Genomic DNA, 22,996 nt, shown 5'->3' on the forward strand with positions numbered 1-22,996 from the left:
CTATGGTGATGGCCCGGATCCTCGGATCCGGGCCATCACTTCTTAACGTCTACCCCGCCAGCCAGTCCTGCAAAGCCTGCAGGCATTTACGGACGGCATCGGCGTGGACGTGTTCGTTGTCCTTGTGTGCCAGCAAGGGGTCTCCCGGCCCGAAGTTCACCGCCGGTATCCCCAGCTCACTGAAACGGGCTACGTCGGTCCAGCCGTATTTGGGCTTTGGCTCCGCTCCGACAGCGGCAACGAAGGAAGCAGCTGCAGGGTGCTGGAGCCCGGGGCGGGCACCGGCGGCGGCATCGGTGCGGACAACGTCGAAACCTTCCAGGAGGTTCCGCACCACGGCTTCGGCCTGGTCGGGCGTCTTGTCCGGCGCGAAGCGGTAATTGATTTCAACCACACACCGGTCCGGGATCACGTTGCCTGCAGTGCCGCCGTTGATTTTCACCGCATTCAGGCTTTCGCGGTATTCCAGTCCATCCACGTTGACGGTGTCCGGTTCATAGGCCGCCAGCCTGGCCAGGATTGGTGCCGCCGCATGAATGGCATTGCTGCCCATCCACGCGCGGGCGGAGTGGGCTGCCTCCCCCACTGTTGTTGCCTCAAACCGGCTGGTGCCGTTGCATCCGCCCTCCACCGTGCCGTCGGTGGGTTCCAGCAATATGGCGAAGTCGCCGTCAAGCAGGTGGCCGTGGTTGCGCACCAGCCGGCCCAGGCCGCTCTTGACGGCCTCCACTTCCTCGTGGTCGTAGAAAACAAAGGTGACGTCCCGCTTGGGGGTTGCCCCGCCGTCGAACATTGTGGCCGCCAGGGCGAGCTGCACGGCGACGCCGCCCTTCATGTCGGTGGCGCCGCGGCCGTACAGGATGCCCTCCCCGGGGACGCCGGACTCCCAGCTGGACGGGACAGTACCCTTGGACCCTTCGGTCAACGGCAGCGGAACAGTGTCCAGGTGGCCTGCGAGGATGACCCGTTCCGGGTTGCCCAGCTCGGTGCGGGCAATGACGGAGTCACCGTCCCGGACGATGTGCAGTTCCGGGATGGTCCGCAGGGCGTCTTCGACGGCGTCCGCCAGTTCCGTCTCATTCCCGGACACACTGTTGATGTCCATGATCGCGGCTGTAAGGAGCGCAACATCCTGGCGGAGGTCTAGCTGAAGGGCGGGAGATTCCGGGGTGGTTTCGGCAGTCACGAAGCCAGTCTAGTTCGGAGCAGGTCCCCAGCCCTCGATAGACTGGGGCCATGACTGAGACTGCTTCCTCCGCTGTGCCCGAAATCCAGAACGCCTCCACCGAAGAACGCTCCGCCTACGGCTTCGGCGTGGCTACCATTGCATCTGCCACAGGCAAAGAAACAGTAGAGGCCACCGTCCTGGATGTCTGGTTCCCCGCTCCTGCCCTCGGTATTGCCGCAGAACACCTGCGCGCAGTGGAGAACGCGGACGAGGCCCTCACCAGCATCGCCGAAGCCGGAACCGATCAGGACCGCGGCACCGAGCAGAAGGTGGTCTTTGTCCAGATCAACCTCGACGAAGCCCCGGCCGACACCGCTGACGCCTACCTGCGACTGCACCTGCTCTCGCACCGCCTGGTCCGGCCGAACAGCATCAATCTGGACGGCATCTTCGGCAAGCTGCCGAACGTTGTGTGGACCAACTTCGGGCCCGCCGCGGTGGAGGGCTTCGAACTGACCCGTGCCCGGCTGCGCCGCCGCGGTGCCGTAACCGTGTACGGCATCGACAAGTTCCCCCGGATGGTGGACTACGTTGTCCCCACCGGCGTCAGGATTGCCGACGCCGACCGCGTACGCCTGGGTGCCCACCTTGCCGAAGGCACCACCGTGATGCACGAAGGCTTCGTCAACTTCAACGCCGGAACGTTGGGCACCTCCATGGTTGAAGGCCGGATTTCCGCCGGCGTGGTGACCGGTGACGGCAGCGACGTTGGCGGCGGAGCGTCCATCATGGGCACGCTGTCCGGCGGCGGCAAAGAGAAGATCACCATCGGCGAGCGGGTCCTGCTCGGAGCGAACTCCGGCGTGGGCATCAGCATCGGCGACGATTCAGTGGTGGAAGCCGGCCTGTATGTCACGGCCGGAACCCGCGTGCGGGTACCTGGTCCCAAGGACGAGGTGGGCGAAGACACCACCAAGATCGTGAAGGCCGCCGAACTCTCCGGAGTCCCCAACCTGCTGTTCCGCCGCAACTCCACCAACGGTGCTGTGGAGGTCCTCCCCCGCGCGGGCCAGACCGTGGAACTGAACGACGCCCTGCACGCCAACTGATTTACATGGCACGAAGCCGCGGCCTGCACCGCTTCCTGGTGATGCTGCTCGCCCTCGCACTGGTGGCCTGCGGCGTCTATGCGGCGGTATTTTTTGTGCAGCGTTCCGAGACTCTCGTTTCGGAACGCTGCATCGCCGTCGTAGGTGGAGGAACGGCAGAATTGGCACCCGACCAGGCCGTATACGCTTCCCTGATTACCGCCGTCGCCGTCCAGCGGGGACTCCCGCCGCGGGCCGCAAGCATCGCACTGGCCACTGCAATGCAGGAGTCCAAGCTCCGGAACATCGCCCACGGAGACCAGGCAGGCCCTGATTCGCGCGGGCTGTTCCAGCAGCGTCCCTCGCAGGGCTGGGGAACCGAGGCGCAGGTGATGGACCCGTACTATGCGGCCAACGCCTTCTACGACGCGCTGGTCCGAATCCCGGGTTACGAGTCGATGGAGATCACGGAAGCGGCGCAGACGGTCCAGCGGTCCGCCTTCCCCACCGCCTACGCCCAGCATGAGCAGATGGGGCGCTCATTTGCCTCCGGACTGTCAGGCCAGACGCCCGAAGCCGTCGAATGCACGCTCCGTTCCGCGGCTGCTGCCGGCGACCCCGTCGCCGTTTCAGCCGAACTGGCCCAGGCTTACGGTCCGCTGGACACGGCAGTGGAAGGCCAGACACTGGTGGTGGAAGCCAGCGGCAACCAGGCCTGGTCGGTAGCCCAGTGGGCCGTCGCAAACGCCAAGGGCTACGAAGTGACGCACGTGCAGGTGGCAGGACGCAGCTGGGACCGGGGAGAGCGGAAAGGCTGGCACGAATCATCCGCCGTTGACGGCCAGGTCCGGATCACGGTTTCACCTGCCAGCGCCTAAGGCTGAGCTCCCTGCCTGCTGTTCTAGGCCAGGATTTCCACAACGGGCTGGACATAGCTGCGGAACAGTTCAGGCTGGCCCATCAGCTGGTGGCTCATGATGATTTTGTCCGGCTCCAGGTACCACGCCCGCTGCTCATTCAACGGCAACTCGATAATAGTCAGCTTGAAGTCACGGGCGTCCCGCCCCACCTCCAGCAGCCTGTCATCCACCATGTCTTCCAGCAACTGGTCCGCACCGATGGCAGCGCGCTCCGCTTCCAGCTCGGCGTACTCGCTCCTGCGCTCCCGGGCCCAGGTGAGGGCAGAACCGAAGTGCGCCTGAAGTACGCGCTGCAGGGCGGGCGAATTGCCAAACGCCTCAAATTCGGGCGGCGACAGTTCCGGCGAAGTCTGCGGATGGGCCTTAAGCAGCTGCGCCCACCAGGCTTCCCATTCCGTCTTGAGCACGCCCAGGCCACCAACGTCCGCGGTGAGGTGGGAGTGGTCCGCCTGGCGGATCTTTGGAGCGGCGTGTGACAGGGCCGGATGGCCTGCGCCGTCCAGCCCGGCTGCATCGCGGACATACAGGGCGATCATCATTGGCCCGGACGTGTCGGTGGTGATCTGCCACCCGGAACCGCCTGTTTGGTGCATCCGTAATCCTTCCCTGGCGTGCTGTTACCGGGCCTGTTGATCCGGTTCCACGCCCCCGGTTATCAGTCTATTCCCCCACGTTCCCGACGTTAACGGCAGTTATGGTTCCAGCCCGTCAAGGTGCCGTCCCAGGACATCCAGGCACATGCGGGCCGTCATCCAGCCCGGCTGGAGCAGGGCATGCATGCACAGCCCGTCGAGGGTCGCCAGGAGCCTTTCGGCCTCCACCACCAGCGTCTCTTCGGGCTCATCCGCGGGCACCAGGGTGGTGATCAGCCGTCCCATCAGGGCGGCGACCTCCCGGTGGCTGCGGTCCGCCTCCGCTGCCAGGAAGGGCCTGATTCTCGCGGCGTTGCGGAAAGCCATCCAGACGCAGGCCTCCACAGCCCGTTGTTCGTCCAGCGGCAGCAGTTCGCTCAACAGGGTTAAAACAGCTTCGCGGTGTTCAACGGTTCCGGACGGCTGGTTTTGAACGGCGGGCAGGGCCTGGTCCATCCTCGCCACAATACTGTCGATGGCCCTGGCGAAGGAGTAGGTGAGGAGTTCCTCGCTTCCCGCGAAGTAGTGGCGCACTGACCCGACGGCGAGTCCCGCCTCGTCTGCCACTTCCCGCAGTGACGCCCTTTCGAGGCCGTCGACGGCGATGATTCGCCAGACCGCTTCGACCACATCCTGGCGCCGGGCTTTGGCATTGACGATTTTAGGCACTCCCCTTTTTAGCACAGCTGTGCTCAATAAGACCCCCAACCCGCCGACGGCATTTGGGCTCCTTGTCATGCTGCCCGTCATCCGGGACATACCGGCGGAACGGTGCCCGGTTGGGATAGCGTTGGAGGCATGAAAATTCTGGTCACAGGGGGCACCGGCTACATCGGTTCCCACACTGTTCTGTCCCTGCAGGAAGCCGGCCATGACGTGGTGGTGATCGACAACCTTGTCAACTCCAGCGAAGAGTCGCTCCGCCGGGTTGCGGAACTCACGGGTAAGACCGCCGAGTTCCACGACGTTGACCTGGTGGACGAAGGGGCCGTGGAGAAAGTATTCGCCGGTAACACCATCGACGCCGTCATCCACTTCGCCGGGTTGAAGGCTGTGGGCGAGTCGGTGCAGGAGCCGCTCAAGTACTACTACAACAACCTGGTGGGAACCCTGAACCTCATCCGGGTCATGGACCGGCACAACGTCCGCTCCATCGTCTTCAGCTCCTCAGCAACCGTATACGGCGAGCACAACCCCATCCCCTACGTCGAAAAGATGGAGATCGGGGCCAACAACCCCTACGGGCGAACCAAGGAACAGATCGAGGACATCCTCTCGGACCTGGGTTCAGCCGACAACCGTTGGCATATAGCGCTGCTGCGCTACTTCAACCCGGTCGGGGCGCACCCCTCCGGCCGGATTGGCGAGGACCCCCAGGGCATCCCGAACAATCTGGTGCCCTTCATTGCCCAGGTGGCCGTGGGCCGCCGTGAAAAGCTGATGGTGTTCGGGGGCGACTACGACACCCCGGACGGCACATGCCTGCGCGACTACATCCACGTGGTGGACCTCGCCGAAGGCCACGTTGCCGCCCTGAATCATGTGGCGGACCGCACCGGCGTCTTCCGCTGGAACCTCGGCTCCGGCAAGGGCTCCTCGGTGCTGGAGGTCCTGCGCTCCTTCGAGAAGGCAGTCGGCAAGCCCATCCCCTACGAGATCACTGGCCGCCGCGCCGGTGACCTGCCCGCCTTCTGGGCCGACGCCACCTCAGCCCTCGCCGACCTCAGCTGGTCCACCACCAAAACAGTGGATGAGATGTGCGAGGACCACTGGCGCTGGCAGAAAAACAACCCCCAGGGCTACGCCTCCTAACCCCCATCGATTGCTCCGTAAGTGCCCTTATCAGGCCCAAAACGGCAGTTACGGAGCAATCGGTGGTGATTAACGACGGCGGCCGCCCACCTTTGGAAGGTGGGTGGCCGACGTCGTAATTCAGAATGTGTGTTAACGGGCCGGGTAATCCCGCTCAGGCTCACCGATGTAGAGCTGCCGCGGGCGGCCGATCTTAGTGTTCGGGTCGCTGATCATTTCGCGCCACTGGGCGATCCAGCCGGGGAGGCGGCCGATGGCGAAGAGCACCGTGAACATCTTCTCCGGGAAGCCCATGGCTTTGTAGATGAGGCCGGTGTAGAAGTCGACGTTCGGGTAAAGCTTGCGCTGGATGAAGTAGTCATCGTTCAGCGCCTTCTCTTCCAGGCGCAGGGCGATGTCCAGCAGTTCGTCGTTGCCGCCGAGCTTGGTGAGGATCTCGTGGGCGGTGGCCTTGACGATCTTGGCGCGCGGATCGTAGTTCTTGTAGACGCGGTGCCCGAAGCCCATGAGGCGGACCCCGTCTTCCTTGTTCTTGACCTTCTCCATGTAGTCCTCGGGCTTGGTGCCGTCAGCCTGGATCTGGCGGAGCATCTTCAGCACTGCCTCGTTGGCGCCGCCGTGGGCAGGCCCGAACAGGGCGTTAATGCCTGCCGAAACGGACGCGAACAGGTTGGCGTTGGAGGAGCCCACCAGGCGCACGGTGGAGGTGGAGCAGTTCTGCTCGTGGTCCGCGTGCAGGATCAGCAGGAGGTCCAGGGCCTTCGCCACCACCGGGTCAACTTCGTACTGCTCAGCCGGAAGCCCGAAGCTGAGGCGCAGGAAGTTCTCCACGAGGTTGTGTGAGTTGTCCGGGTACAGCATCGGCTGGCCAATGGACTTCTTGTGGGCGTAGGCCGCGATCACCGGGAGCTTGGCCATGAGGCGGATGGTGGAAACTTCCACCTGCTCGGCGTTGAACGGATCCAGCGAGTCCTGGTAGAACGTGGACAGCGCGGAAACGGCCGAGGACAGGACGGGCATGGGGTGCGCGTCGCGCGGGAAGCCTCCGAAGAAGCCCTTGAGCTCCTCGTGCAGCAGCGTGTGGCGGCGGATCTTCTGGTCGAACTCTTCCAGCTCTGTGGGAGTGGGGAGGTTGCCGTAGATCAAGAGGTAGGACACTTCGAGGAAGCTGGAGTGCTGGGCCAGCTGTTCAATGGGGTATCCGCGGTAGCGCAGGATGCCCGCATCGCCATCAATGTAGGTGATGGCCGAAGTTGTGGCTGCTGTGTTCATGAAGCCGGGGTCAAAGGTGACTGCGCCCGTCTGCTTCAGCAGTTTGGAAACGTCGTAACCTTCGTTTCCTTCAACAACCTGGATGCGCGGCAGCTCGAGCTCGCCTCCTGCGTGGTGCAGGGTCGCAGCATTGTTGGTCTCAGTCATGGAGTCCCCTTCATGAGGCGTCTGGGCCTCTGTCGAAAGCTTGATCCAACATCAGGTGAGCCGCGCACGAAGCCTGAGAACACAGGTTCCAACACCCGGGCTGCCTTCTTGTAGAAAGCCACCATTGATAGTCAGTTAAAAACTACCGCTCCTTGGCGGGTGCCACTAATCCGCGACAGTCCAAAAAGCCCTAAACTGATCCGGATGTGGCGCGAGTCACAGCATTGTTACGCTCAAGCACCCAACCGGGCCACTGCGGCGTCGATCCGCTCGTCGGTTCCGGTGAGGGCCACCCGGACATAGCCATTGCCTGCCTCACCGTAGAAAACGCCGGGGCCCACCACGATGCCGCGCTCAGCGAGCCGGGCCACAGTGTCCCAGGTGCTCTCCCCCGCCGTGGACCAGAGGTAGAGCCCGGCGTCGGATTCCTTGATCTCCAGACCAAAGTCAAGCAGCGCCGGGACCAGCCGTTCGCGGCGTCCGCGGTAAAGGTCCTTCTGGGCCTCTACGTGCTCGTCGTCGCCCAGGGCAACCCGCATAGCCTCCTGCACCGGATAGGGCACGATCATGCCCGCGTGCTTGCGGCTGTTCACGAGGTTTGGCATCAGTTCCGGATCCCCGGCGACAAATGCGGCCCGGTATCCTGCCACGTTGGACTGCTTGCTCAACGAATACACAGCGAGCAGGCCCCGATGCGATCCACCCGCCACCCGCGGGTCCAGGATGCTAGGCACTGCCTGGCCGCCCCGCTGGACGTCCCAGTCGCCCCAGCCAAGTTCCGCATAGCATTCGTCGGAGGCCACCACGGCGCCCAGCTCCCGCGCCTGCGCGACGAGCGCCTTCAGGGATTCAATCCCCCGGACGCTGCCCGTGGGATTTCCGGGGGAATTGACCCAGATCAGCCGGACACGCGAGCGGGTGGCGTCGTCGAGTTCGTCCAGGTTGTCTGTGGCAACAGAGGTGGCGCCGGCGAGGGTGGCGCCGATGTCGTACGTGGGGTAGGCAACCTTGGGGCGGACGACGACGTCGCCTGGCTTCAGCCCCAGCAGCAGCGGCAGCCACGCCACCAGTTCCTTGGAGCCCACGGTGGGCATGATGTTCCGCGGGTCGAGTCCAACCACTCCCCGGCGGCGTTCAAACCATCCGGCGATGGCTTCCCGGAGCGCGGGTGTGCCGTGGACTGTGGGGTATCCGGGCGCATTGGCGGCGGCCTTCAAGGCTTCCTGGATCAGCGCGGGCGTGGGGTCCACAGGAGTGCCGATGGACAGGTTGACCGCTCCCCCTGGGTGCTCCGACGCCTTCGCTAGATACGGCGCCATGGCCTCCCACGGGTAGTCGGGCAGGTCAAGGCCGAACGTATTCACTGCTGCGGTCACCATTCCTGCCTGCGTTAGTGGTCTTGGTTTTGCGGCGGCAGTGCGGCGATCATCGGGTGGTCCTTGCCGGTGTTGCCGATCTTTGCGGCTCCGCCCGGTGACCCGAGGTCGTCAAAGAACTCCACGTTGGCCTTGTAGTAGTCGGCCCACTCATCCGGGGTGTCATCCTCGTAGTAAATGGCCTCAACAGGGCATACGGGCTCACAGGCCCCACAGTCCACGCACTCGTCCGGATGGATGTACAGCGAACGCTCACCCTCGTAGATGCAGTCGACGGGGCACTCCTCAATACATGCCTTGTCCTTGACATCTACACACGGCTGCGCGATTACGTACGTCACGTCCCTTGCCTCTCCACGTTGGTTCCGGCATCCCGCCGGCACTTGCATCCGGCTACATGGCCGGACCCTGACATCTGAGCCTATTATCTCCCGGTCCATTCCCGCGAACCTAGCCGGACTGCCTAGTATGAACTGGTGAGTCAGCCTTCTACTCCCACGGGGTTTCTTTCCGCGGCCGCGCCCGGCACCCGGGTGGTGGTCCGCTACCGCATCGAGGGCGGGCTCACGGATGCCCTGGGTGATCTGGTGGAGTGCAACGCCGGTGCCTGCACCGTACGCACCCGGCAGGCCGATGTCGTCATCCACCTTTCTGACGTAGTGGCCGCAAAAGAGGTTCCACCGGCACCGAAGCGCCGCCGGCCCGCACTCTAGCGGGTACTCACTGCACAGGGACTGCCCTCACGGGCCGAAGTTAGCGCGCAGGCCGGTACTCACTAAGCCGCACCACTGGTTAAAAGAAAAAGCCGGGACGACGGCGGAAAATCCGCCTGCCGTCCCGGCAAGTTCAATGGCCCGGAGGCTGGTGTTGCTAGACCTTGGCGCGTGCGCGGTTGGCCTTGGAGCGCTCGTTGGTGTCCAGGATCACCTTGCGGATGCGGATGGCTTCCGGGGTCACCTCAACGCATTCGTCCTCGCGGGCGAATTCGAGGGACTCTTCGAGCGTGAGGTCGCGCGGGGGCGTCAGGTTCTCGAAGGTGTCGGAGGAGGCTGCACGCATGTTGGTGAGCTTCTTTTCCTTGGTGATGTTGACGTCCATGTCATCGGCGCGGGAGTTCTCGCCGACAATCATGCCCTCGTAGACCTCGGAGGTGGGCTTCACGAAGAAGGAACCGCGCTCCTGCAGGTTGATCATGGCGAACGGCGTCACAACACCGGCGCGGTCGGCGATCATCGAACCGTTGGTGCGGTACTCGATGGGGCCGGCCCAGGGCTCGTACCCCTCGGAGATGGAAGCTGCGATGCCGGCGCCACGGGTGTCCGTGAGGAACTTGGTGCGGAAGCCGATCAGGCCACGGGCGGGAACGATGAATTCCATCCGGCACCAGCCGGTGCCGTGGTTGGCCATGTTAGTCATGCGGCCCTTGCGGGCTGCCATGAGCTGGGTGACGGCACCGAGGTACTCTTCCGGCACGTCGATGGTCATGTGTTCCATGGGCTCGTGGATCTTGCCGTCGATGGTTTTGGTAACAACCTGCGGCTTGCCCACGGTCAGCTCGAAGCCTTCGCGGCGCATCTGCTCGACGAGGATGGCCAGGGCCAGCTCGCCACGGCCCTGGACTTCCCAGGCGTCGGGACGCTCGGTGGGGAGAACCTTGATGGAGACGTTACCGATCAGTTCCTTGTCCAGGCGGTCCTTCACCTGGCGGGCGGTGACCTTGGCGCCCTTGACCTTGCCGGCCAGCGGCGAGGTGTTGATACCGATGGTCATGGAGATCGCGGGATCGTCCACGGTGATCAGCGGCAGCGGCTGCGGGTTCTCGGCGTCGGTCAGGGTCTCACCGATGGTGATTTCTTCAATACCGGCGACGGCGACGATCTCGCCGGGGCCGGCGGATTCGGCCGGGACGCGGTCCAAGGCCTTCGTGGCCAGCAGTTCGGTGATCTTGACGTTCTTCAGCTCACCGTTGGCGCGTGCCCAGGCAACGGTCTGGCCCTTGCGCAGGGTGCCGTTGTAGATGCGCAGCAGTGCCAGGCGGCCCAGGAACGGGGAGGCGTCCAGGTTGGTGACGTGCGCCTGAAGGACACCTTCCGGGTTGTAGGTGGGAGCCGGGATGTGCTCAATGATGGTCTTGAACAGCGGCTCGAGGTCCTCGTTCTCCGGGGCGGTGCCGTCGGTGGGCTGCTCCAGGGAGGCGCGGCCAACCTTGGCGGCAGCGTAGACAACGGGAACTTCGAGGATCTTATCGAGGTCCAGGTCCGGAACTTCGTCTGCCAGGTCAGAGGCCAGGCCCAGGAGGAGGTCCATGGACTCGTGGACGACTTCCTCGATGCGGGCATCGGGACGGTCGGTCTTGTTGACCAGCAGGATGACAGGCAGGTGGGCGGCCAGGGCCTTGCGGAGCACGAAGCGGGTCTGCGGCAGCGGGCCTTCGGAAGCGTCAACGAGGAGGACAACGCCGTCGACCATGGACAGGCCGCGCTCCACCTCGCCACCGAAGTCGGCGTGGCCGGGGGTGTCGATGACGTTGATGGTGATGGTCTCGCCGTTCGAGGACGGACCGTTGTAGGCCACCGTGGTGTTCTTGGCCAGGATGGTGATGCCCTTTTCGCGCTCGAGGTCACCGGAGTCCATCACGCGGTCTTCGAGGTGGTTGTGCTCGGCAAAGGAGTTGGTCTGCTTGAGCATGGCGTCGACCAGGGTGGTCTTGCCGTGGTCAACGTGGGCCACGATCGCGACGTTGCGGAGGTCACTGCGTGATGCAGTGGCTACCGCGGTGTTGGTGGTGGTTTCAGACATGCGTAATGGCTCGATTCAGTGGTGAAAGTCAGCTGTTGTATCGCGACATTTCCAACTGGAACGCACGACGATCAGGCCCTTAGCACAGGGCGCCTTCCTCAATTCTAGCCGCAGAGCCGTTTATTGGCCTAAATTTTTCGAGGCCCGCCAGGTTGGGCGGGCGCTCAACGGCCAGATCCCGGACAAAATTGGTGAGGAAAATCACTGGTCATTCCTACTGCCGTGCCACATGATTGCTCATACATTCAACGCACGCCCGAAAGACACCAGATGCAAAAAGCCTTGGCCCGGACCCGCTTTGCCGCATCCGGAGCCGCCACCGTTATCGCGTTGTTAGGTGCTATCGCCTTGTCGGGCTGCGAGGCACCGGTCCGGGCCTCCGCCGCCCCACTGTTGCAGGCTCCTGCCGCGGGCCAGCCGGAAACTGTGGCCGTGGATACAGGCGTTACGGCTGCCGGTGCCCGTGTCCTTAACCCGGCGAACGGACGGATTGAGGCCGTTGTCCCCGATATCAGCAGTACGGTTCTTCTGATCGGGGATTCGCAGTCGGAACCGCTGGACGGCTGGCCCCGGCAGGGTCTCGCCGCTGCAGGATACAAGGTCTACTTCGGCGGGCGGGGCGGCACTGGATTCGTCGCCGCCAACGGCAAGACAGGCAATTACATCGACGCCCTGTTGCGTGGTGAGTGGCTGCTCCCCGCGGGCACGCCGGCCCTGATTGTCCTTCAGGGCGGCGGCAACGATGCTGCCCGCGGAGCATCCGACAGCCAGATCGCCAACAACGCCGGGCGTCTGATCGCGGAACTGCAGGCCCGGTACCCGGACACCCGGCTCGCAATGATCGGCACTTTGGCCCGGGGCAAGGACAACGGGGGCGGCCGGCGCAGTGAAGTTGATGCCCTGCTGGGATCGGTGGCCGCGCAGCATGGCCTGCCCTTCGTATCCGTGGGTGACTGGCTCACGAGGTATGGCCTGGTAAGAGACCTCGCCGACTCGGTACACATGAATTCCAGTGGCAGGGAGGCCCTTGGCACCCTCCTGGAGCGCAGCCTGCGCGAGCTGGGCCTGGAGCGCAAACCGGCAGGTGTTCAGGGGGAAAGCAGTTGGAGCCGGAGCCCGCGGGCTCCGGCTCCAACCGGTGAATAAGAAGGACTGCTAAGCCACTTCGGGCGGAAGCATCAGCTTCGCGCCGGGGATGGCGTTCAGCAGTGCCTTCGTGTACTCCTGCTGCGGCGCTTCGAAGACGTTGTCAGTGGATCCGGTCTCCACCAGGCGGCCCTTTTCCATCACACATACGTGGTCCGCGATCTGCCGCACCACCGCAAGGTCGTGCGTGATGAAGAGGTAGGTCAACCCCAGGTTGGACTGAAGGTCGGCCAGCAGGTTCAGCACCTGGGCCTGAACCAGGACGTCCAGTGCGGATACTGCTTCATCGCAGATGATGACTTCAGGATCCAGGGCCAGGGCACGGGCGATGGCGACACGCTGCCGCTGCCCGCCCGAGAGCTCGTTCGGGTACCGCTGCATGGTGGATTGGGGCAGCGCCACCTGGTCCAGCAGTTCGCGGACCTTCTTTTCCCGGCTGGCCCTGTTCCCGATCTTGTGGACCCGCAATGGTTCCTCAATGGTCCGGAAGATGTTGTACATCGGGTCAAGGGAGCCGTACGGATCCTGGAAGATGGGCTGCACCCGGCGCCGGAACTTGAAGAGTTCCGAGGGCTTCAGGACCGAAGTGTCGACGCCGTCGAAAAGGATCCTGCCGTCGGTGGGCTTCTCAAGCTGGAGCACCATCTTGGCCACAGTGGACTTGCCGGAGCCCGACTCCCCCACGATCGCCGTCGTGGTTCCGCGAAGCACATCGAAGCTCACGCCGTCGACCGCCGCAAAGTCCGACGATCTCCCCAGGCCCTGCCGAAGTTTGTACACCTTCCGCAGATCCTGGATCTGCAGCACGTTGTCGGCAGTGAGGGCCTCTGCAGCAGGGGCCAAAAGATCCGCTGCCTCCACGCCCTGTTCCTTGGCAACCTGGATCCTTCGGCTGGCCAGGGAAGGTGCAGACTCGACGAGCCGCTTGGTGTAAGGGTGCTGCGGGTTTTGCAGCAGCTCCAGGGACGGCCCTGACTCCACCACCTGCCCGCGGTACATAACCACTACTTTGTCCGCGCGTTCAGCTGCGAGGCCAAGATCGTGCGTGATCAGCAGGACAGCCGTTCCCAGCCCGGAGGTCATGCCCTCAAGGTGGTCAAGGATCTGCCGCTGCACCGTGACGTCCAGGGCCGACGTAGGTTCGTCGGCGATCAGCAGCCTCGGCTGGCAGGACAGGCCGATGGCGATCAGGGCCCGCTGCCGCATTCCGCCGGAAAACTCGTGCGGGTACTGCTTGGCGCGACGGTGGGAGTCCGGCAACCCGGCCTGCGACAGGACCTTGGCGATGTCCTCGGGGCCACTCGGACGGCCGTTGGCCTGGAGCGTTTCCTTGACCTGGTAGCCGATCTTCCATACCGGGTTGAGGTTGGACATGGGGTCCTGGGGCACCATGCCGATGGTGTTGCCGCGCAGTTCGATCATCCGCTTTTCGGGTGCGTGCGAGATGTCTTCGCCGTCCAGCAGGATCTGCCCTCCGGAAACCCTGCCGTTGCCGGGCAGGAGGCCGATGGCAGCCAGAGCGGTGGTTGACTTTCCCGACCCCGATTCGCCCACGATGGCAACGGTCTCACCCGGCATGATGGTCAGGTGCGCGTTCCGGACAGCATTAACTTCACCGTTGCTGGTCTCGAACGTGATGGCCAGGTCCCGGATTTCCAGCAGGGGACGGTCCGCGGGTGTTCCGGCTTCAGTAATAGTGACATCGGACGTGGTCACGTGTGCCTCCTTCATCGCTGGCGGCTCTTCGGGTCAAGAGCGTCGCGCAGGGCATCGCCCAGCATGATAAAGCTCAGGACGGTGATGGACAGGGCGGCAGCCGGGTAGAGCAGCACGGCGGGGTTGGTGCGGATGGACGCCTGCGCCGCAGAAATGTCGTTGCCCCAGGACATGATGCTGCCGGGGAGCCCAATGCCGAGGAAGGACAACGTGGCCTCCAGCACGATGAACACACCAAGCTCCATCGTGGCCAGCACGATGATGGGAGCAAGGGCGTTGGGCAGCACGTGCCGGATCAGGCTTTGGATCCTGGACACGCCAAGCGAACGGGCGGCCGTGATGAAGTCGGCATTCCGGACTTCGATCACCGCGCCGCGGGTCAACCGTGCCATAGTTGGCCAGGCCAGCAACACGATGATCATGATGACTGTCCACACACTCTTGTTTTCCCGGAAGAACGGGAGCTGGGTCACCACCAATGCACCAAGCACCAGCGGGAGTGCGAAGAAGATATCGCCGAGGCGGGCGATAACGGCATCAACCCAGCCGCCATAAAAGCCGGCAAGCGCACCGAGCGTCACGCCGATGAGGAGCACACCGATGACGGCGAAGACACCCACCATAACGGAAGCCTGCGTGCCGTAAATGACGCGCGCGTACACGTCGCAGCCCTGGAAGGTAAACCCGAATGGGTGGCCGGCTGACGGTGCGCCGTCCGAGTTCGCCAACTGGCAGTTGTCGTTCGGCGCCGTCTGGGTGAACAGGCCGGGGAAGAACGCCACGATCAGGATGATCAGGATCATCACTGCCGAGACGATGAACAGCGGACGACGGCGGAGCTTCCGCCAGGCGTCGGCCCACAGGCTCAGCGGGGCCTGGTCAGTCTTTACCGCGTCCGTCGCCAGCAGAGGGGTCTCCTCGATGGGGGCAACGTAATGAGTGGTGTCTTGGTTACTTTTCATAGCGAATCCTCGGATCAAGCCAGGCGTACAGCAAATCAACCAGGAGGTTGGCGACAACAAAGACCAGCACCAGCACGCTTACGATTGCGACGACGGTGGGTCCCTCGCTGCGGAGAATCGCCTGGTAGAGCTTCTGCCCCACGCCGGGAACGTTGAAGATTCCCTCAGTCACGATGGCGCCGCCCATCAAGCCGCCGAGGCTTGCGCCCAGGTAGGTCACCACGGGGATCATCGAGTTGCGGAGGATATGTGCCATCACCACGCGCGGCCGGGACAGCCCCTTCGCCGTCGCGGTACGGACGTAATCAGCCGTCGAATTTTCAATCACAGACGCACGCGTGAGGCGAAGCACGTAGGCGAAGGACACCAACGCCAGCGCGAAGGCCGGAAGCAGCAGGGTGTCCCAGCCGACGTCCGTGCCGACCGTGGGTTTGGCCCAGCCAAGGTAAACACCGAAGACGAGCTGCAGGACGAAGCCAAGCACAAAGATAGGAATGGCAATGACGACGAGGGAGGCGAGCAGCACCGACGAGTCGAAGATTTTGCCCTTACGCAGGCCCGCGATGAGGCCGAAGCCGATGCCGAACACTGCCTGGATGACCAGCGCTTCGACAGCGAGCATCACCGTGACGGGGAAGACACGGCCGAGGGTTGCCGCGATGGGCTGGCCGGTGAAGTCGACGCCCAGGTTGAACGTAAAGAGGTTTTTGAGGAACAGGCCGTACTGGACCCAGAACGGCTGGTCGAGGTTGTACTGCTGGCGAAGGGCTGCGATGACGGCCTCGCTGGGCGGGCGCTCACCGAAGAGTGCCCTGACGGGATCGCCGGGGAGGGCAAACACCATGAAGTAGACCAGCAGGGTGGTGCCCAGGAATACGGGGATGACTTGGAGCAACCGGCGGAGAATGAACTGGATCACAGCACACCCTCCGGGGATTTTGGAGATGTTGGGAAATTCATGTGGGACAGCTTCCTGCCGGTATCAAGGCTATGGGGGCCCGGCTGTTGCCGGACCCCCACTAGCTATTTGAGTTGGACGGTCTCAGAACTACTTTGCGGTGATGTTGTAGTACTGAATGACACCGTTCCAGCCGCTGTCCACGTTGGTAACGTTCTGGCTCCACACGACCTGGCGTGCGGAGTACCACAGCGGGAGGTTGGGCAGGTCCTGGAACAGGATCTCCTGGGCCTCGGTGAACTTGGCGTTGGCGTCGTCCGTGGACTTGGCGCCCAGTCCTTCGTTGAGGAGCTTGTCGAACTCGGGGTTCGTGTAGCCCTCGTAGTTGGCGCTGGCACCGGTCTTCAGGAGCGGGCCGAGGAAGTTGTAGAGCGACGGGTAGTCGGCCTGCCAGCCTGCCCGGGTGAAGCCGGGGAGGGTCTTCGCTTCGCGGAGGTCGAGGATCTCAGCGAACTTGGCGAACGGCTGTCCCTCTGCCTGGATTCCCAGGTTGTTCTTCAGGTTGTTGGCAACAGCGTCGATCCATTCCTTGTTGCCGCCATCGGTGTTGTAGGCGAGCTGCAGGGTCTTGCCCGCGGGCCAGGGGCTGATGGCGTTGGCCTTTTCCCAGGCTTCCTTTGCCTTTGCGGCATCGAACTTCAGGACCTCGGATCCCGCAACGTTCTCGTTGTAGCCATCCACTGCCGGGGAGGTGAAGTCCTTGGCCGGGATGCGGGTGCCGCTGAAGATCACCTTGGTGATTTCATCACGGTTGATCGCCATGGAGATGGCCTGACGGCGCAGCTTGCCTGCTTCGCCCTGGAACTCGGGCAGGTAGCCCGGGATGTTCAGGGTGGAGTTGCCGGCGTACGGCTTGTTCAGGTGGTTCTCGGGGAAGTCCGTGGTGTAGGTCTTCAAGGCGTTCGTCGGAAGGACGTCCGTAACGTCCAGGTTGTTCGCCTGGATGTCAGTGTAGGCGGGAGCCGGATCAGTGTAGAACTTGAAGGTGACACCGCCGTTCTTGGCTACGCGGGGGCCGGCATAGTCCTCGTTCTTAACGAGTTCAATCTGGCTATCGTGCTGCCAGGCGCCTTCCTTGGCCATCTTGTAGGGGCCGTTGCCAACCGGGTTCTCGCCGTATGCTTTCGGATCGGCGATCGCCTGGGACGGGAGCGGCATAAAGGCGCTGTAGCCAAGGCGCAGCGGCCAGTCGGCCTCCGGCTGGGTCAGCTTAACCTCAATGGTCGTGTCGTCCTTAAGGACCAGACCGGAGAGGGTCTTGGCGGTGGGAGCGGGAACGTCGCTCTCGCCTTGCTTCTTGGTGGCGCTGACGGCGTCGTAGCCTTCAATCGACTCAAAGAAGCTGCTGTTGGACTGGGCGTTTGTGCTCAGTGCAGCAAAGTTCCAGGCGTCAACGAAGCTCTTGGCAGTAACTTCCTCACCGTTGGTGAACTTGGTGCCGCTCTTGACCTTGATCGTGTAGTTCTGGCCGTCGGGTGATTCGATCGACTCGGCAAGGGCGTTGACTGACTTCCCACTGGGGTCGTAGCTGGTCAGGCCTTCAAAGAGAAGTTCGACGACGCGGCCGCCATAAACTTCGTTGGTGTTTGCCGGCAGCAACGGGTTCTGTGGTTCGTTGCTGTAAGCGGTGATGACCTTATTGGGGTCGCCAGCAGGCTGGCTGGCACCGTCATTGCTGCCGCCTCCAGCGCCGCAGCCGGTCAGGGCGAGCGCGGCGATTGCCACGATGCCCAGTGCTTTGGAAGTGCGCGCAAAACGCATTCCGCCTCCTATGAGTTGTGGGAGAAAACGAGGGGAATCTTTGCTTCCCCGCAGGCGAGACGCAGTTATCAACTGTGACGCAACCTACATGTACGAGTAGCCTAACCGCACGAAGTCCAGATACTGGTACTCCGTTGCCAAACCGTGACCGGCGCGGTTTCAGTGCCCTAGTCGGTGAACGGAAGTTGTGCAAGTCACATGCTACTCGCCGGTAGGCTGAACAGCGAATTGAAAATGTGAACCGCGCCACGCACGCTGCGGCAGGTGTTCAGGGGCCCTTAGGCCAACCGCCAGTCCCAGACGTTCCACCAGACGCCCAGGGGTCCGGGGCTGGCTTTGACCCCGGTAATCCGGGCGTTGAAAGCAGTGGTACCCACGGTTTGGTACAGCGGCAGGCCGTAGGCGTTCTCCCACACTTGCTTATCAATTTCCGCCAGGAGTTCGTCCTGTTTGGCGAGGTCAGTGGTCCGGGCCAGTTCTTGCATAACCCTGTCGGCGTCGCCGTCGGAGAATCCGTTGAAATTGCTTCCTGCGCCCGTGCGAAAGATCTGCGGAACGCGGCTGACGCCCACTCCGTTGCCAATCCAGCCGAGCAGTGCCGCGTCGTGCGCGCCGCCACCCAGGGCCTTGGCCCAGTCGGCGTTGCTTTGGCCGGCGTCGACCACCTGGAAGCCTGCCAGCGCTGCCGAGTCCCTGATCAGGGCAAAGGCTTGAGCCCGGTTGGGGTTGTCGCGGTTGTAGAGGATGCGGACTATGGGGGTTTCTCCGTCCAACAGCGCCCTTGCACCGTCAATGTCCACGTCCGCATAACCTGCGGAGCCGTTGTTTTTGGCAGTATCTTCGTACTTTGGCTGCCCGGGCAGAAAGACGTGCGAGTCGAGGGGCTTTGCCTCGGGCAGCAGGTCCCCGACCACGGCATCAACAATGGCTTGGCGCGGCACCGTCTTCAGGAAGGCCTCGCGGACATCCTCCCGTCCGAAGGGCCCGGAGAAGTTTAGGTCCAGGTGGTCATACCCGGACTGGTTGTACCGCTCAACGGTGTTGCCCTGCCCGGCCAGGCCGGTGAACAGATCATCGGTACCTGCTGAGGGCTGGGGCGAAATGATGTCTGCCCGGCCGTTCCGGAGGGCATCCACTGCCGCCGGCAGCGCGCCGGTAAAGCGGATGTTGATCTCATCGAGCCACGGCTCCTGGCCCCAAACGTAATCCCGGTTGCGGACCAGCCGCATGGAAACTCCGGGGACGATGTCCCGGACGATATACGGGCCGCTGGAAAGGTAGACGGCGGGATCATCAGGAAGTTCCTTGGTATCAAATCCGGAGTTCCAAAAGTCGCTGACCTGCTTCAGCGCAGTGTTGACTGCGGGCTCTTCGACGTCCCCACGGGGTGAGTCCACGATGAGGTCGATGAGGTCTTCCTCATCGTTAAGGCCGCCTTTCGCGGCTACCACGTGCGCCGGCAGGCCGACGTCGAACGCCACTTCCCAGTCGGCGTAGGGCAGGGTGTACTCCAGGGTAATGGAACGTCCGTCCGCTCCCACCTCGGGAAGCACGGTTCCTGCCAGCCCGCTGGTGTCGGCGGCGGTGGAGAAATACTTGGTGCCAGTCCCGGCCATGGGATCGGCGTCGTCGAAGTAGCCTGAGCCGGCAGCCCAGCTCAGCAGGAGGTCACCGGCGTCGATGGCTTCGCCGTCGGACCAGGTGACGCCCTCGTTGACGGTGTACCTCACCTTCAGGGGCTCGTCCGAAACCTTTTCAAAACGCCCGAACTTTTCGTTGCGGACGACTGTGGACGAGGCATCAAGGTAGTAGAACCCCGAGTGCGTGATGTGCCCCACCTTCGAGTTGATGTCCGTGTTGCCGTCAGTGCTGTAGGGATTAAAGGAGGAGAACGCGTTGACCTCGGCAACGGTGGCGCTGCCACCGCGCTTGGCCTCCCCCACCACTACGGGCGTGGTGCCTCCGCTGCTTGAGCAGCCCGAAAGCACCAGGGCAGCTGCTACCGCCGCGGTGAGGACCTGCATCAGACGCCTGACCGGCATGCCGCCTCCTTGTTTTGCTTCTGCGGGAGGGGCTCCTGGAATTGCCAGGATGACGCCCTGTACTCAGGATAAGGCGTCCGACGGCGCCATCGTCGACGCCGTTCGCAGCAGCCGTGTTGCCTCCTGCCCCGCGCCGAGCAACGCTTCAGCACGACGGCGGTGCTCCCGCCGCTTGTCCGGGTCCATCTTGTCGAGCAGTGAGACCACCATCCGCGACCTCAGGTTCCTTTCGAAGACCTCCCGGTGGTCATCAATGAAGGTCCAGTACAACCCATCCCAGTCCGACGTTCAGGGCCGATGTGAGCAGGCCGTGGCAAATGAACGGATGCGCAGTGGACCCACCTGCCGGTTCCCGCCGTCGACAAGAATGTCGAGCCGGCGGCACCAGGAGACCGAGTGCTACAGGAGACGATCGCGCTACAGCAGGCGCCCAATGGGCGAACACACCGGCCGGCAACGGTATCAAGGCCAGAGAAGCTTACTATCGACCCGGTTCCAGCCGCAGCCAGACTCTGTCGCCCAGCAAGGGCCCTGGACCTGAACGCATAGGTGGAACAACCAGGATGCCCGGGCGCCTTGAGATAGGCCGAGGCAAAGGTGTCTGCCAAGTATCTGAGATGATTCGATCAGGTCAATCGTGCAGCTGATCGAGTCGCCGAACCGGCGACCTATTTACACATTGAATCTAAATTCAACTACATCGCCGTCGGCCATAACATATTCCTTGCCTTCGATCCTGACCTTACCCCGGGACTTGGCCTCTGCCATGGATCCCGCTTCGATGAGGTCGTGGAAGGAGACTACTTCCGCCTTGATGAAGCCGCGCTGGAAGTCGGTGTGGATTACACCGGCGGCCTGGGGAGCCGTATCGCCGCGGTGGATGGTCCAGGCCCGCGCTTCCTTGGGACCTGCGGTGAGGTAGGTCTGCAGGCCCAGGGTGTGGAAGCCGACCCTGGCCAACTGATCCAGCCCGGATTCGTCCTGGCCGTTCATTTCCAGCATCTCCCGGGCCTCTTCCTCATCCAGTTCCACGAGGTCGGCCTCAAGCTTTGCGTCGAGGAAGATGCAGTCGGCCGGGGCCACGAGGGCCCGCAGTTCTTCCTGCTTTTCCGGGCTGCCAAGGATTCCTTCGTCAGCATTAAAGACGTAGATGAAAGGCTTGGCTGTCAGGAGGCTGAGCTCCTTGAGGTGGTCCATCTCCAGCTTGTCGCTCTTGATGGAGGAGAAGATGGTGTCGCCGCGCTCAAGGACCTTCTGTGCGGCGAGGATGGCGTTCAGCTCCGCGGCCTCGCGCTTTTTAATCTTCACTTCTTTTTCAATGCGCGGAATGGCTTTTTCGATGGTCTGCAGGTCCGCGAGGATCAGTTCGGTGTTGATGGTCTCCATGTCGGAGCGGGGATCCACCTTGCCGTCGACGTGGATTACGTCTGGATCGTCGAAGACGCGCACCACCTGCGCGATGGCTTCTGCCTCGCGGATGTTGGCCAGGAACTGGTTCCCGAGGCCTTCACCCTCGCTGGCGCCCTTGACGATGCCCGCGATGTCCACGAAGGAGACCGCGGCGGGCAGCAGGCGCTGCGAGTTGAAGAGTTCGCCAAGCTGCTTGAGCCGGGGATCCGGCAGGCTGACAACGCCCACGTTGGGCTCGATGGTGGCGAACGGATAGTTCGCTGCCAGGACCTGGTTGCGGGTCAGTGCGTTGAAGAGGGTTGATTTGCCGACGTTGGGCAGTCCGACGATGCCAATAGTAAGAGCCACGAGCATTGATTCTACCCGCAGCAGGCGTGGAGGCGGTTCGGGGACTGGCTCGCCGAAATGTCGCTTCGGGAAATTGTCACAGCCCCATGCGACAGTGAGCACATGGATGCATTCGCGCTGATACTGGCTTTGTTCATGCTGTTACTGGGGGCCCTTGCGGGCGCCGCAGCCACTTACTTTGCGCTGCGGAGGAACAGCCGCGCGGTCGAAGAGGACTTCGACGCCGTCTCGTCGCGGCTTTCGGAGGTGAGCGCCCAGTTCGCCGCGGCCGACGCCGAACGCCGCCTTTTGGCTGCACAGAACCGGGAGCTGGGCGAATCGCGGTCCCAGGACGGCAGCGTGCTCCGTGCGCTGGCGCCCGTGGCCGAGAAATTGACAGCAGTGCAGCAGCAGGTGGCCCTCCTGGAGCGCGACCGGCTGGAACAGTACGGCCAGCTCGCCCAGCAGCTGCAGGAGGCCCGGCTCTCGGACGAGCAGCTGATCCGGTCCACCCACGCCCTGGAGTCGGCGCTGCGGTCCAACAGCGCGCGCGGGCAGTGGGGCGAGGTCCAGTTGCGGCGCGTGGTGGAGGCGTCTGGAATGCTGCGGCATGTCGACTTCATCGAGCAGGTCCACAGCTCCGGCAGCGAGTCGTCAGTCCGGCCGGACCTGGTGGTCCAGCTGCCCGGCGAGAAGCAGTTGGTGGTGGATGCAAAGGTCCCCCTGTCGGCCTACCTCGAAGCCCAGGAGCTCGGTGCGTCCATGGACTCGCGCACAGTACAGGCCGGGCCGGCCTTGAATACAGACCGCCGCTCCCAGCAGGCGCTTTTGGCTGCCCACGCGAAGGCCCTGCGGGCCCACGTGGACTCACTCAGCAACAAGAAGTACTGGGATATCCCCGGCAACTCCCCTGAGCTGGTGATCTGCTTCATCCCGGCTGAATCGATCCTGGCCGCGGCACTCATGGCTGACGCCGAACTCCTGGACCATGCGCTGTCCCGGAATGTGGTTTTGGCCTCGCCAAGCACGCTGCTGGCCGTGCTGAAATCTGTTGCCTTCACCTGGCGGCAGGACGTCCTGACCGACAGCGCCCGCGAACTCTTCGACCTCGCCAGGCAGCTGTACGACCGGATGGGGACCCTGGGCGAAAACGTCACCAAGCTGGGCTCATCCCTGAAGACGTCCGTGGACCGTTACAACTCAATGGTGGGGACGCTGGAAGCGCGTGTCCTTCCCACTGCCCGGAAGTTGAACACGCTGGAGGAATCCGGCCTGGTCACTCCTCCGGTTGTGGAGGTAACGCCGCGCGCGCTGGCCGCCCCCGAACTCCAGAGCGAGGACGAGGCCGCGTGAGGGCGGACGCCGGGTAGGGATTCCCGGCCAAGAACTCCGGGACACATGCTTTTGGAGACGGGAAGGGCCTGGCAACTGATAGCTGCCAGGCCCTCCTACTTCTTACT

At 63.4% G+C, this 22,996-nt stretch carries 20 protein-coding genes; 6 read left to right on the forward strand and 14 right to left on the reverse strand.

What is annotated here, in order from left to right:
- Positions 1-49 precede the first annotated feature (49 nt).
- A complete protein-coding gene (gene dapE / locus AC50X7_RS05050) occupies positions 50-1,186 on the reverse strand; it encodes a succinyl-diaminopimelate desuccinylase (protein WP_494978018.1) in 1,137 nt (378 codons plus the stop codon).
- A 50-nt stretch (positions 1,187-1,236) separates the two neighbouring features.
- On the opposite strand from dapE, the gene dapD reads away from it, so the two are divergent.
- On the forward strand, positions 1,237-2,277 hold the full coding sequence (gene dapD, locus AC50X7_RS05055; RefSeq protein ID WP_307094445.1) for a 2,3,4,5-tetrahydropyridine-2,6-dicarboxylate N-succinyltransferase: 1,041 nt from the start codon (positions 1,237-1,239) through the stop codon (positions 2,275-2,277).
- A 5-nt stretch (positions 2,278-2,282) separates the two neighbouring features.
- Positions 2,283-3,134 carry a transglycosylase SLT domain-containing protein gene (locus AC50X7_RS05060; protein WP_494978019.1) on the forward strand — a complete coding sequence of 284 codons (852 nt, stop codon included), beginning with the start codon at positions 2,283-2,285 and terminating at the stop codon, positions 3,132-3,134.
- Between the two features lie 23 nt (positions 3,135-3,157).
- Here the strand turns inward: AC50X7_RS05060 and AC50X7_RS05065 are convergent, their stop codons facing one another.
- Together AC50X7_RS05065 and AC50X7_RS05070 are read right to left on the reverse strand one after the other, a co-directional pair.
- Entirely contained in the window at positions 3,158-3,769 is a 612-nt protein-coding gene (locus AC50X7_RS05065; protein ID WP_307094443.1) for a hypothetical protein, read from the reverse strand.
- A gap of 99 nt (positions 3,770-3,868) precedes the next feature.
- On the reverse strand, positions 3,869-4,477 hold the full coding sequence (locus AC50X7_RS05070) for a TetR/AcrR family transcriptional regulator (protein ID WP_494978020.1): 609 nt from the start codon (positions 4,475-4,477) through the stop codon (positions 3,869-3,871).
- A gap of 129 nt (positions 4,478-4,606) precedes the next feature.
- Here AC50X7_RS05070 and galE point away from each other — a divergent pair, with 129 nt between their 5' ends.
- The gene (gene galE, locus AC50X7_RS05075; protein WP_494978021.1) at positions 4,607-5,620 is read left to right on the forward strand and encodes a UDP-glucose 4-epimerase GalE; all 1,014 of its coding nucleotides are present in this window, start codon (positions 4,607-4,609) and stop codon (positions 5,618-5,620) included.
- 132 nt (positions 5,621-5,752) lie between these two features.
- Here galE and AC50X7_RS05080 read toward each other — a convergent pair whose 3' ends face one another.
- The 3 genes from AC50X7_RS05080 to fdxA all read right to left on the reverse strand — a co-directional run bounded on the left by AC50X7_RS05080 (position 5,753) and on the right by fdxA (position 8,756).
- Entirely contained in the window at positions 5,753-7,039 is a 1,287-nt protein-coding gene (locus tag AC50X7_RS05080) for a citrate synthase (protein ID WP_494978022.1), read from the reverse strand.
- A gap of 233 nt (positions 7,040-7,272) precedes the next feature.
- On the reverse strand, positions 7,273-8,415 hold the full coding sequence (gene dapC, locus AC50X7_RS05085) for a succinyldiaminopimelate transaminase (RefSeq protein ID WP_494978250.1): 1,143 nt from the start codon (positions 8,413-8,415) through the stop codon (positions 7,273-7,275).
- A gap of 14 nt (positions 8,416-8,429) precedes the next feature.
- The gene (gene fdxA / locus AC50X7_RS05090) at positions 8,430-8,756 is read right to left on the reverse strand and encodes a ferredoxin (protein ID WP_009356972.1); all 327 of its coding nucleotides are present in this window, start codon (positions 8,754-8,756) and stop codon (positions 8,430-8,432) included.
- Between the two features lie 135 nt (positions 8,757-8,891).
- On the opposite strand from fdxA, the gene AC50X7_RS05095 reads away from it, so the two are divergent.
- Positions 8,892-9,128: a putative acetyltransferase gene (locus AC50X7_RS05095; RefSeq protein ID WP_494978023.1), complete on the forward strand. Its 237-nt coding sequence runs from the start codon at positions 8,892-8,894 to the stop codon at positions 9,126-9,128.
- Between the two features lie 157 nt (positions 9,129-9,285).
- Here AC50X7_RS05095 and typA read toward each other — a convergent pair whose 3' ends face one another.
- Entirely contained in the window at positions 9,286-11,214 is a 1,929-nt protein-coding gene (gene typA, locus AC50X7_RS05100; RefSeq protein WP_307094439.1) for a translational GTPase TypA, read from the reverse strand.
- Positions 11,215-11,484: 270 nt separating this feature from the next.
- Between typA and AC50X7_RS05105 the strand changes: the two genes are divergently transcribed.
- Positions 11,485-12,360: an SGNH/GDSL hydrolase family protein gene (locus tag AC50X7_RS05105; RefSeq protein ID WP_494978024.1), complete on the forward strand. Its 876-nt coding sequence runs from the start codon at positions 11,485-11,487 to the stop codon at positions 12,358-12,360.
- A gap of 9 nt (positions 12,361-12,369) precedes the next feature.
- Here AC50X7_RS05105 and AC50X7_RS05110 read toward each other — a convergent pair whose 3' ends face one another.
- The 7 genes from AC50X7_RS05110 to ychF form a co-directional block, all read right to left on the reverse strand.
- Complete coding sequence (locus AC50X7_RS05110) at positions 12,370-14,091, reverse strand: dipeptide ABC transporter ATP-binding protein (RefSeq protein ID WP_494978025.1); 1,722 nt, start codon at positions 14,089-14,091, stop codon at positions 12,370-12,372.
- Positions 14,088-15,038, reverse strand: coding sequence for an ABC transporter permease (locus AC50X7_RS05115; RefSeq protein ID WP_307094437.1), 951 nt, complete (start codon positions 15,036-15,038; stop codon positions 14,088-14,090). The genes AC50X7_RS05110 and AC50X7_RS05115 overlap by 4 nt, the downstream gene beginning before the upstream one ends.
- Positions 15,028-15,957, reverse strand: coding sequence for an ABC transporter permease (locus tag AC50X7_RS05120; protein ID WP_307094436.1), 930 nt, complete (start codon positions 15,955-15,957; stop codon positions 15,028-15,030). The genes AC50X7_RS05115 and AC50X7_RS05120 overlap by 11 nt, the downstream gene beginning before the upstream one ends.
- 129 nt (positions 15,958-16,086) lie before the next feature.
- The gene (locus AC50X7_RS05125; protein WP_307094435.1) at positions 16,087-17,757 is read right to left on the reverse strand and encodes a peptide ABC transporter substrate-binding protein; all 1,671 of its coding nucleotides are present in this window, start codon (positions 17,755-17,757) and stop codon (positions 16,087-16,089) included.
- 278 nt (positions 17,758-18,035) lie between these two features.
- Positions 18,036-19,799, reverse strand: a complete 1,764-nt coding sequence (locus AC50X7_RS05130; RefSeq protein ID WP_494978026.1) for an ABC transporter family substrate-binding protein — start codon at positions 19,797-19,799, stop codon at positions 18,036-18,038.
- A gap of 63 nt (positions 19,800-19,862) precedes the next feature.
- Positions 19,863-20,009, reverse strand: coding sequence for a hypothetical protein (locus AC50X7_RS05135; protein WP_494978027.1), 147 nt, complete (start codon positions 20,007-20,009; stop codon positions 19,863-19,865).
- A gap of 462 nt (positions 20,010-20,471) precedes the next feature.
- A complete protein-coding gene (gene ychF / locus AC50X7_RS05140) occupies positions 20,472-21,557 on the reverse strand; it encodes a redox-regulated ATPase YchF (protein ID WP_494978028.1) in 1,086 nt (361 codons plus the stop codon).
- Between the two features lie 102 nt (positions 21,558-21,659).
- Between ychF and AC50X7_RS05145 the strand changes: the two genes are divergently transcribed.
- A complete protein-coding gene (locus tag AC50X7_RS05145) occupies positions 21,660-22,889 on the forward strand; it encodes a DNA recombination protein RmuC (protein ID WP_494978029.1) in 1,230 nt (409 codons plus the stop codon).
- Positions 22,890-22,996 lie beyond the last annotated feature (107 nt).

It is taken from the genome of Pseudarthrobacter sp. Hb11 (genome assembly GCF_059383655.1).